General features: G+C 36.5%; 12 protein-coding genes. 8 read left to right on the top strand and 4 right to left on the bottom strand.

Annotated elements, in window-relative coordinates:
• Window positions 1–18: 18 nt before the first annotated feature.
• Window positions 19–486, bottom strand: coding sequence for a class Ib ribonucleoside-diphosphate reductase assembly flavoprotein NrdI (gene nrdI / locus DTK66_RS08515; protein WP_153931110.1), 468 nt, complete (start codon window positions 484–486; stop codon window positions 19–21).
• A 114-nt stretch (window positions 487–600) separates the two neighbouring features.
• Complete coding sequence (locus DTK66_RS08510; protein ID WP_191668398.1) at window positions 601–1,929, bottom strand: hemolysin family protein; 1,329 nt, start codon at window positions 1,927–1,929, stop codon at window positions 601–603.
• Window positions 1,930–2,101: 172 nt separating this feature from the next.
• Between DTK66_RS08510 and DTK66_RS08505 the strand changes: the two genes are divergently transcribed.
• The 5 genes from DTK66_RS08505 (at window position 2,102) to DTK66_RS08485 (ending at window position 5,316) form a co-directional block, all read left to right on the top strand.
• Entirely contained in the window at window positions 2,102–2,965 is an 864-nt protein-coding gene (locus DTK66_RS08505; RefSeq protein WP_153931112.1) for a P-loop NTPase family protein, read from the top strand.
• 16 nt (window positions 2,966–2,981) lie between these two features.
• Complete coding sequence (locus DTK66_RS08500; protein WP_153931113.1) at window positions 2,982–3,518, top strand: NAD(P)H-binding protein; 537 nt, start codon at window positions 2,982–2,984, stop codon at window positions 3,516–3,518.
• A 4-nt stretch (window positions 3,519–3,522) separates the two neighbouring features.
• Window positions 3,523–4,050 carry a DUF1836 domain-containing protein gene (locus DTK66_RS08495; RefSeq protein ID WP_153931114.1) on the top strand — a complete coding sequence of 176 codons (528 nt, stop codon included), beginning with the start codon at window positions 3,523–3,525 and terminating at the stop codon, window positions 4,048–4,050.
• Window positions 4,051–4,116: 66 nt separating this feature from the next.
• Window positions 4,117–4,569, top strand: a complete 453-nt coding sequence (locus DTK66_RS08490; protein WP_191668397.1) for a MarR family winged helix-turn-helix transcriptional regulator — start codon at window positions 4,117–4,119, stop codon at window positions 4,567–4,569.
• An 18-nt stretch (window positions 4,570–4,587) separates the two neighbouring features.
• The gene (locus tag DTK66_RS08485) at window positions 4,588–5,316 is read left to right on the top strand and encodes a B3/B4 domain-containing protein (RefSeq protein WP_153931116.1); all 729 of its coding nucleotides are present in this window, start codon (window positions 4,588–4,590) and stop codon (window positions 5,314–5,316) included.
• Window positions 5,317–5,366: 50 nt separating this feature from the next.
• On the opposite strand, the gene DTK66_RS08480 is transcribed toward DTK66_RS08485, so the two are convergent.
• Both DTK66_RS08480 and DTK66_RS08475 read right to left on the bottom strand, forming a co-directional pair.
• Window positions 5,367–6,473, bottom strand: coding sequence for an AI-2E family transporter (locus tag DTK66_RS08480; RefSeq protein ID WP_191668396.1), 1,107 nt, complete (start codon window positions 6,471–6,473; stop codon window positions 5,367–5,369).
• Window positions 6,474–6,484: 11 nt separating this feature from the next.
• Window positions 6,485–7,315, bottom strand: a complete 831-nt coding sequence (locus DTK66_RS08475; protein WP_191668395.1) for an apurinic/apyrimidinic endonuclease family protein — start codon at window positions 7,313–7,315, stop codon at window positions 6,485–6,487.
• Window positions 7,316–7,409: 94 nt separating this feature from the next.
• On the opposite strand from DTK66_RS08475, the gene DTK66_RS08470 reads away from it, so the two are divergent.
• From DTK66_RS08470 to eutJ, 3 genes are all read left to right on the top strand, one after another.
• The gene (locus DTK66_RS08470; RefSeq protein WP_191668394.1) at window positions 7,410–8,312 is read left to right on the top strand and encodes a hypothetical protein; all 903 of its coding nucleotides are present in this window, start codon (window positions 7,410–7,412) and stop codon (window positions 8,310–8,312) included.
• Between the two features lie 183 nt (window positions 8,313–8,495).
• The gene (locus tag DTK66_RS08465) at window positions 8,496–9,203 is read left to right on the top strand and encodes an MIP/aquaporin family protein (RefSeq protein ID WP_153931198.1); all 708 of its coding nucleotides are present in this window, start codon (window positions 8,496–8,498) and stop codon (window positions 9,201–9,203) included.
• A gap of 121 nt (window positions 9,204–9,324) precedes the next feature.
• A complete protein-coding gene (eutJ, locus tag DTK66_RS08460) occupies window positions 9,325–10,158 on the top strand; it encodes an ethanolamine utilization protein EutJ (protein WP_191668393.1) in 834 nt (277 codons plus the stop codon).
• Window positions 10,159–10,190: the final 32 nt, after the last annotated feature.

Raw genomic sequence — 10,190 nt, 5'->3', positions numbered from 1 at the left:
TTGACGGGTGGTTATGATTTAGGCATTAATCTCGTTCCAACGCTTAGAAAGAATAGTGTAAATTCTTTCGATGTCTTGAGATGTTCCCCGCAATTCGTAATCAGCGAGAAATGGTGCGTCAAAATCTCGTGAATACTTTCGAGCAGTTAAACAGTACTGTTCATTAAAGTTTTTGTTACCACTACCAACAACACCAACACATTGTTTTGCATTGTTATTATGTGCAATATATTCGCCTAACGCATTAGTCATGATTTCAGTGAAGCCTGAATCAATTCCATTTCCACCATTTAAGTAGGTAGGAACGAAAGCAAAGAATGGTTCTGTTTCGTCAGCTGGAAGTGTTTGGTCACTGACTTCTTTTAATTCAATAAGTGGGCGGTCAGCACTGATACTGTGTTGCTGCTTAGCGTAGCCTTGCATCCGTGTTAAGAAGGAACGGGTATTTCCCTCTAGCGAGATATAAATAATATTCATTGGTGCCATTTGATTTTCTTCCTTCTAAAATAGATTTATTTAAAATTATTACAAAAACTATTTTAGTAGAATCTAGTGCTAAATAAAAGAACAATCTCTTTATTGTTGTCAAAATGTAAAATTTTACTTAGCGGGTGTCTCGACAATAAAGCTATCGATATATGAATGATGATAGTCCTTAATCTTAAGTTCTAACCCAGCAAGTTTAATTACCTCATTTTCATGAATATTATGATAGTTATCAAGGACATATCCAGACAAGGTAACGACATCACTATCATCAGAATCTTTTAATTCAACATGGAAAAACCGTTCAAAATCATAAATGGTAGTTTTGCCATCAACGCGATATTTATTATCGTCAATTTTTGCAATCATATTATCAGATACGTTATCTATTTCATCTCTGACGGTTCCGAATAGTTCTTCATAGATATCTTTATCGGTAATAATGCCGCTTGTTCCGCCATATTCATCAACAACCACAACCATCGGCACCCGCGTCCGAATCATAAGCTTGAGAACATCAGTAATTGGAGTGCTTTCGGGGGTAGTCGGCATATGACGGAGAACTTTTGCAAGTGAAACCTTTCCGTTAATCTGCTTTTGGCGAATTAAATCGTAATTAAATACATAACCAAGGATTTTATCTTTATCATTATCTGCAACTACAGGTAAACGGCTATATTTTGTTTTTAAATATAATTTAATTGCATCATCAACAGTTTTACTTATGTCAATTACCGTTAATTGAGTTCGATCAATCATAATGTCTTTAGCAACTTTATCATTAAAGTCAAATGCACGTTCCATGTATAAAAGGTCATTGTGTTCAAGCTCACCGCCCTTAACGGCATTACGTGATAGACTGATAATTTCGCTTTGCGATAGGACATCTTGGCTCTCATCAGCAGGCTTCATGCCGAGCATTTTAACAATCCCATTTGCTGAGCTATTAAGGAGCCATACAAAAGGATAAAATGTAATATGAAAGTAGTGTAACGGGGTTGTAACAAACATCAGTGTTTTTATTGGGAGGTCAATACTAATGTTTTTAGGAACAATCTCAGTAAGAACAACTTCAAAATAGGTTAAGAGTAAGACCCCGATAACAGCGCTGATTACATGAACGGCACTGCTATTTAATGGCCAACTAGGCATTGATAAAGCACGTGAAAGCAAAAATTCAATTGTATCTTCTCCAACCCACCCAAGAATAATTCCACAGATTGAAACGCCGACTTGGGTCGTTGAAAGATACTCCGTTAAATTTGTTACCATTTTAATAGCGCGATTGATTTTAGCAGAAGGTTTGTCACGCTTTTTTTGCATTTCTTCTAGCGCAGTTACCCGTGCTTGGACGAGGGCAAATTCTGCAGCCACAAAGAATGCAGCAAAGATAAAAGTAATTATGATGATTGCAAAATTAGTTAGCAACTGGCCATCGTTCAAAATAACATTCCTCGTTTCTTTTATTAAGTATAATTCTTGAGTCTTATTTTACCATTGTAGTAGGAGCTTACCAACTTAAGCAAACAAAAAAGAAATACTGGATTATTTCGTTCATTAACTAAAAAATGATAAGATTGATAAAGATAAAATACTTATGAAAAGAGGTTGCATATTGAGTAATATTACAATTAATGATTTAACATTCGACGCTAAATCGGGAGATCAATTAGATAATGTTTCATTGGAGTTGAAGTCGCCACAGTTAGTGGGAATTTGTAGTAATGATACTGGGGCTGCTAATGCCCTAGAAGAATTGCTGGCTGTTCGTGGCAATATTTTGAGTGGTGATGTAACGATCAATGGGGTACCATTCAAAAAATATAAGCGACAGAGTAAAACTGACATTGGTCGAATTGATGATGTGGCGCTAAAGGGGAAGACAGTCGAAAAAGCAGTTAAACGGGCATTGCGTCATCATGAAAAGGCACTTTCGCCAGAGCAAGCACTCCAAATGATTGAATCATTAAAAATTAAAGCAGATCAAGCTATTGGTGAATTGAGTGATGAGCAAAAGCTAGAATTGCGCTTGGCGATTTTATTAGCCTGGCAATGTCCAATCGTTATTTTGAGTAATGCCCTTGATGGATTAAACGGCGACCAGCGCCAAATGGTAGGTAGTCTTATTGAAGATTATGCGAAAAAGGTGGATGCGCTTGTATTGTTTACAAGTGATGATATATCAACGTTAATGCGTTATGCTAATACACTTTACTATTTTAATGGCAGTCACCTAACATCAGCTCGTGATTTGTCAATGAATGACGGTGTTGATTGCACAGTTACTGTAATGGGAACGGGTTTACCGATTGATATGGCGGTAAAAATGGGAGCGCATATGTTAGAAGAGGCTGCTAATGAAACACGTTTTCTTTTTACCGGAAATATTCAAGCACTATTGCCATTGCTTGAGCAAAGTACGATTACAGATATCCGAATTGAAGATGCAACAATTGAAGATGAGTTAATGGCATATTAGCCAATATGGAGGGAAAATGAGTCGTATAGTTTTTGTTAGCCGACGGTATGATAAGTTAGTATCATTGCTGATGGAAAAAGTTCCTGATGCAGTTGCCACTACTAATTTTAAGATTGATTTACAAAACGGGGATGTATTGTGCTGGTTGCCAACGGTTATGGAATTTGTTGATGATGAGGTGCAAGAGTTAGCGGAACTAATCGATCATTCATTATTCCCTCCAACTAAGATTGTAATGCTATCTATTGCAGGGACCGCAGACGATGCGACTGTAGATCAGCTTCAAGCGTGGTATGGCAAACAGGCACGCCAAGCAGTATTTGCCCACCAATATGCAATAAAGATGATTGATGAATTAGAATTACCATATACAATTATTAGGACGCTACCCATTAGCAACAGTGAGACAAATGTTGAAATTATTAATGAGGGGCATCCATTAAGCGGTCAAAGAATTGGACTTAAACAAGTTGCACAGGTGATTGAACGAGCAGTGACGACCGATGATTTTCGGAATCAATCGATTGGAATTGCACCGTTAGAAAGTGAGTAATGATATGGATAAACTAAAAGAATATCAACAATGGCAGAAGAATTTAGCACGGGTACGTTTTCCACGCTGGAAAGAACTGCCTACTCTTGGTCTTTATGTTGATCAGGTAGTAGCTATTGTAAATGAACAACTTAATCATTTGGGAATTGAACCACTCACAAAATCTATGGTGAATAATTATGTTAAAAAGAAGGTTATCCAAGCACCAATAAAAAAGAAGTATGCAGTTAATCAGCTTGTAGATTTACTGCTTATTGGTTTATTAAAGTCAAACTTTTCTTTAGATGATATTCGAGCTGGGATTGCGCAAGTTACGATAAATTCATATCCGCAAGCAGCATATGACCGCTTTGTTGAGATTCTTAATGCATTATTAGCTGGTCAAGAAATTCCTAGTGATAATGCAATTAATCCGCAAAATGATCGCTTAATGACGTTAGCGTTAAAATCCGTTTTATCGCGGATGCATGCAGCGCAGTTATTATCCTCGATGCAAGAGATTGCTCAGCCAGCGCCGCTAGAAAATAAATAGCTTCTTCCTCTTTTTGTTGCATTTGCAACAAAAAGAGCTTAATATTAATTAAGGAGATTTTTATCAATGATTGATATTTTACGAGAAATAGGGATGATTGATCGTGCGTTGGACTCGATTGCAAATATTGAATTTAAACAGATTGATTTAGCGCGAGGCCAGTATCTTTATGTTGTGCGAATTTATGAACATCCTGGGATTATTTCAGAACAATTATCAAATTTGATAAAGGTTGATCGGACAACGATTGCCCGTGCTGTCAAGAAGCTGGAAAAGAATGGATTCATTGAAAGAAAAAATGATCCAACGAATAAAAAAATTAAGCGGTTATACGTTACAGAAAAAGGTAGAGCAATCTATCCATTTATTATTCGTGAAAATCAATATTCAAATAATGAAGCATTAAAAGGTTTTTCCGTAGAGGAAGCTCAACGAGTCCATGATTATTTAGTTCGTATTCGGCAAAATATTGATGGCGATTGGGAAACGGTTAAGCGCGGGGACAAACGCCAATATTAAATAAAGGAGTCTAGTTTTATGAAGCAAGTAACAATTGATCCAAGTTTTTGGGAACTTTTTCCAGATGCACAAATTAATATTTTATTTGCTAATGGAATTAATAATCATAATAACGATGCAAGCTATGATGAACGTAAGAAATTATTAGCAGACGCAACCCATGAAGCCGATAAATTTTTAACTAATGAAACTTTTCGGCTAAATCCGGTAGTAGATCAATGGCGAAAAGCTTTTCAACAATTTAAAAAGAAAAAAGGTGCTCGTTCATCAATCGAAGCGTTATTAAAGCGAGCTAATCAAGGGCGTAGTTTTGAACCAATTGAACCGCTTGTTGATTTATATAATAGTATTTCATTAAGCTATGGAGTCCCAGTTGGAATTGAAGACCGTAATAAGATTGCCGGTGACCTGCACCTTGGAGTTGCTAAGGGGGGCGAAGAATTTCGCCCAGTAGGAGCTGATGACGACGAACCAGCTCTTGAAGGCGAAGTTATTTATTATGACAATGATGGAGCGGTATGTCGATGCTTAAATTGGCGTGAAGCACAGCGAACAATGCTTACTGAAGATTCTGAAAATGTTGTTGCTGTTATGGAAGCTATTAATCCAGAGCAAATTGAACGAGCAAATGAAGCAATGGAAGAATTAAGCAAGCTTATCAACCACTACTTTGGGGTAAATGCTTCTACTGTTTATCATTTAACAAAAGATAATCCTAGTGCTGAAGTACCAGCAGAATTACAGTAATAAAAGACGCGATCAAGAAAAAATCCTGATCGCGTCTTTTATAAAATGATTTATTTTTCAAGTAAATTGCGTCTATTGGTATCCATTTTAATTAATTTATATAATGCAGCAAAGAAAGGAACAGTAAACATCATTCCAAGGATTCCTGAAATTCCACCACCAATAATAACAGCAGCGAAGACCCATACGCTAGGAAGGCCAATTGATTTGCCGACTACAAGGGGATAAGTAATTCGATTATCAATTTGCTGCAATAAAATAATAAATATTAAGAAAATTCCTGCTTGTAATGGTGAGATAGCAAAGATAATAATTACACCAATGCTTGCACCTAAAATTGCACCAATAATTGGAATTAGCGCTCCAAAAGCAGTAACAACGCCTATCATGGAAGCGTACGGCATTCGCAAGATAGTCATACCGATAAAACACGATACACCAAGAATTGCCGCATCTTTACATTGGCCGACAATATAGTTGCTATAGCTTTCATCAAACACTTTAAGCACTTTAATAATATGAAAGCTGTACTTTTTAAAATATACGTTTAAGATTTTGTTGAATTGACGGTGTAGCATTTCCTTATAAATTAACAGGTAAATAGAAAAGAAAATAGCAATAATAGCAGTTGCTGCTGTCGAAAAGACAGATGAAGCGGTAGAAACAACAGTTCTAAATGTTCCGCCAACACCACTGGTTAAGTATTTCCCAAGCTTGTCCCATTGAATTTTACTAGTATCAAAACTGGTTATTGCTCTTTTTAAGTCATTATTGTGTTCAAAATAATTGATAAAATGATTAATTACATGGCTATGGTTTGCAACTAACAATTTAATACAAGAAATGAGTTCAGGAATAACAAGTGCAAATACAATAGAGATGATAATGATGATTGTAAGATACGACATAATAATTCCGAAAAGACGTTTGAATTTTTGAGCAGCTGGCTTTTTAAATAGTCTCGAATATAGTTTTTCGTATTGCCGTAACAATAAATTTACAATATAAGCAATTAAACACCCAATTAGTAAGGGAATAGTAGCTGAAAAAATTGTTTGGATAAATTTAGCAACAAAGTTCCAGTAAGTAATCCCTAAATAAAGAATAAAGAGGGTGAAAAGTAAGGAAAGATGGCGATGATTAATAAATTGTTTCAAATCATTTCTCCTTAGTCATTAAGTTCTTGGTAGATTTTTGTCAAGTAATCATGGCTTACTAACTGTTCGTGACAATTAGTCTGGTCTTTAAGATTAATCTCGTAAATGCTAGTGGCGTTAGGATTTAAACGTGGTAAAACATCTTTCCAAATAATTTTTCCCGTCCCCAGGGTTAAACTATCATGCGTTTTACCCAGTGAATCAACTAGGTGGTAGTGTACAACATTATCTTGCAGTTGGTCTAACGAATTTTGGAGACCCAAATTATCAGCATGAAGTTCAATAAAGCAGTGGGAAGTATCAAAAGCTAACCGATAGTTATGAGCAAGAATTTCCTTTCTTTGAATCGGATCGCCATACGCGAAAACGGGCGCAATTGAATTTTCAAACATAATGTGATCACCGCCAGCAACAGCAAAACGATCTAAACGTTTATAAACTGCTTGTCGAGCAGCCTCTAAACTGGGATAAAGCGAGGCAAAGTAGTGAGCCTCGGGGCCAGCATAACCACCGTGGACTAATACTTGCACATTAAGATCATCAGCAAGATACAATAGTTTTTCGGTAGTAATTTCGATAAATCGATATAAGTCAGGATATAAGCGCTCGGGAGCAATAACCTCTGAATGGTGTTCATGAAATTTCATAGGATGGTGAAGGACAATATGCTTAACACCAGCTGCTTGGACATATTGAATTGCATCGTGGAGTCGGTGGTATCCTTCAGCTGTAAAATCGGATCCAGCGGTGAAAAATTCATAAGTATAGGGATGATGGATTAGCCGATCGTCAATTTGAGCTTGCTGACTACTTCCCTTTAACCCCAGTTGTGGTTGAAACATGGACAAACCTCCTAAATAAGACTAGTTATTTATATCTTAACAGATTTTACTTATTCAGCCGTGGTAAGATACCATATTAGAGGAGGCGTTTCACATGGAACAATGGTTGCCTCGCCGACCATTAATTTTATTACCGGTTATTCCTTTAGTATGGACGGTAAGTTGGCTTTGCTTAGTATCAGCCCGATTCCTTATGGAAATTCAATATCCTCAGCCGGCGCAGTTCCAAGACTCTGTCCTGTTGATCTCGGCATTAATACTACTTGCTAATATTTATAATTTAATTTTGATATATCAACGAATCGATATCTATCGTAAAATTCCGACTTACACCCCACGTGCGATGTTATTAGCAATTATTTTAATCCTATCAATTGTATTGGCATGGGGGCAGCCACAAGCAGTATTAATCCCCAATCATTTAACAGTATGGGTAGTAATTTTTATTACTCTTAATTTTTTGCAAGCGATTCTTAGTATCTTTTTTACTTTGTTAGAACGTCCTAAAACCAGGCGTAAACTGGCATCGTTATACGTGCCAGTAGTGATTCTTGGAATTGCTGGACTATACTTACCCCAATATCTTACTTTGCGTGGTAGTTGGACTATGCCATTAATGATTATTGGGATTATTATGCTCGCTTATTTTGCTTGGGTAAGCTGTCGGAACCTAAAAGGAATCTTTAGTAAAGAGTTAGCTGCTAATAGTGTCACCTATGAAGTATTAGTTGGCATCCACCTAGCTTCAACACCGTTAACAATCATCGGTGGCAGTAGTTCGTTTATTTTAAAGTATCAAAATAGTCCGATTTTTGTAGTAAGCTCTTATTGCTTTGTCTTTAGTGTGCTTGCTTATGGGATAACAGGGTTGATAATTGCAGCAATGCAACGTTATGAGAACGATTATCGATATGGGCATGTAAACAGTAAGCCACAAAGGTATGTTTATCTTGGCGTTATGTTGATGTTATCTTTGCTGGCCCTAATTGTTGCGTGAAAAAATAAGTAGTTAATAAATGGAATAACATTATTTTTTTGTTGAGAAATTAGCAAAATATTGCTTTTAATGGACAAATAATAATATAAAGACAATAAAGTGTATAGTGAATGTGTTAACATAAAACATGTACAGAAAGCGCATACAATTTGGAGAAATTTAATAAAAGGGTCGGTGTTTGATATGCATGGATTTATTGGCGAGTTTTTTGGCACAATGGTTCTAATATTACTTGGGGCTGGTTGTTGTGCTAGTAACAGTTTAAATAAAACGTATGGTAAACAAAGCGGCTGGTGGTTTATTTGTATTTCTTGGGGCCTTGCGGTTACAATGGGAGTTTATGTAGCTGGTTTCCTTGGCTCACTTGGTCATTTAAACCCAGCTGTTACTATTCCTTTTGCCGTATTTGGCTTATTTCCTTGGAGTAATGTAATTCCATACTTACTCGGTCAATTTCTTGGAGCATTTGTTGGTGCTGTGTTAGTCATTATTCAATTTTATCCCCAATTTAAAGCAACTCCAAATGAAGAAGAAGGGAATAGCGTAGGAATTTTTGCTACTCGCCCCGCAATTAACAGCCCGATTTTTAACTTCCTTTCTGAAGTTATTGCCACATTTGCATTTATTTTTGTTTTGTTAAATCTTGGTAACTTTACTCAAGGATTAAAGCCGTTTATTGTCGGAATGGTTATTGCCGTTGTTGGTACTTGTCTTGGTACAACCACTGGATTTGCGTTAAATCCAGCGCGTGACTGGTCACCACGTCTGGCATACACAATTCTTCCGGTTCCCAATAAGAGTGCAGCTGAATGGTGGTATGCTTGGGTTCCAATGTGTGGTCCAATTGTTGGTGGACTTTTGGCATGTGCACTTCAAACGGCACTTGTTTAGGGTATAAAAATGATAAGGCTGGAAAAAAACTCAATGTTTTTTCACCAGCTTTTTTCAGTTCTAAATATTACAAAGTTTAATTACAGGAAATAATCAAGGATCTTTTTAGGAAGTGAATGTAATGAAAGAAAAACTTTTAGTGAGCAGTAACGAGCAACTAAAGGAATTTGCCAAAATTGTTAATAGTGATCATCCCTTAAAAAAGGTTACCGCAGATGAAAAATTAAAAGTTGGCGTTGATTTAGGAACTTCTTCAATTGTATTAACGGTATTAAATGCCAAGGACCAAATTATTTATGGAGCTTATGAATATGATCATGCGGTGCAAGACGGCATCGTGGTAAACTTTATGGAATCTGTTAGCATTTTGCGACGCTTGAAGGAAAAGGCAGAAAAAGTATTAGGACGAGAATTAACGACTGCATGTGGGGCGATTCCTCCTAAAACTGGCGAAAAAAGTGCTAAAGTTGTTGCTAACGTAATTGAAGAAACTGGGCTGGAGTGTACGGGAATAGAAGATGAACCTACGGCAGCCGCCAAATTTCTTCATTTGACTAACGGAACGGTTGTTGATATTGGAGGTGGGACAACTGGAATTAGCATTTTTCATAATAATAAGCTCGTTCATGTCATTGACGAAGCAACAGGCGGCTTTCATATGACATTAGTATTAGGTGGGCGCTATAAAATTAAAAATGATGAGGCTGAGCAGCTAAAGCGGGATAAAAATAAAGAACAAGAGGTATATTCGGTTATTAGACCTGTTGTCGAAAAAATGGCAGCAATTGTTCAAAATATGGATGCAGAGGTTATTGATCCAGTAATTGTTGTTGGTGGTGCAACTAATTTTACTGAATTTACAACAACTTTTAGTAAATCGTTAAAGCGTGAAGTTTATAAACCGCTTTACCCGCAATTTGTAACTCCCTTAGGAATAGCAATGTTTGATAATTAGGCATAATAAAGGAAAATCATCTAAAAAAGAGG

The organism is Limosilactobacillus walteri (assembly GCF_014830205.1).
In the GTDB taxonomy this organism is placed as follows: domain Bacteria; phylum Bacillota; class Bacilli; order Lactobacillales; family Lactobacillaceae; genus Limosilactobacillus; species Limosilactobacillus walteri.
Note: the sequence above shows the minus strand (reverse complement) of the source record. Positions and strands in the feature narration are given on the sequence as shown.

What these genes read in the sequence shown, in the direction of transcription:
- nrdI (WP_153931110.1), bottom strand. Translation starts at nt 486, where the DNA reads ATGGCACCAATGAATATTATTTATATCTCGCTAGAGGGAAATACCCGT.
- DTK66_RS08500 (WP_153931113.1), top strand. Translation starts at nt 2,982, where the DNA reads ATGAGTCGTATAGTTTTTGTTAGCCGACGGTATGATAAGTTAGTATCA.
- DTK66_RS08495 (WP_153931114.1), top strand. Translation starts at nt 3,523, where the DNA reads ATGGATAAACTAAAAGAATATCAACAATGGCAGAAGAATTTAGCACGG.
- DTK66_RS08490 (WP_191668397.1), top strand. Translation starts at nt 4,117, where the DNA reads ATGATTGATATTTTACGAGAAATAGGGATGATTGATCGTGCGTTGGAC.
- DTK66_RS08485 (WP_153931116.1), top strand. Translation starts at nt 4,588, where the DNA reads ATGAAGCAAGTAACAATTGATCCAAGTTTTTGGGAACTTTTTCCAGAT.
- DTK66_RS08475 (WP_191668395.1), bottom strand. Translation starts at nt 7,315, where the DNA reads ATGTTTCAACCACAACTGGGGTTAAAGGGAAGTAGTCAGCAAGCTCAA.
- DTK66_RS08470 (WP_191668394.1), top strand. Translation starts at nt 7,410, where the DNA reads ATGGAACAATGGTTGCCTCGCCGACCATTAATTTTATTACCGGTTATT.
- DTK66_RS08465 (WP_153931198.1), top strand. Translation starts at nt 8,496, where the DNA reads ATGCATGGATTTATTGGCGAGTTTTTTGGCACAATGGTTCTAATATTA.
- eutJ (WP_191668393.1), top strand. Translation starts at nt 9,325, where the DNA reads ATGAAAGAAAAACTTTTAGTGAGCAGTAACGAGCAACTAAAGGAATTT.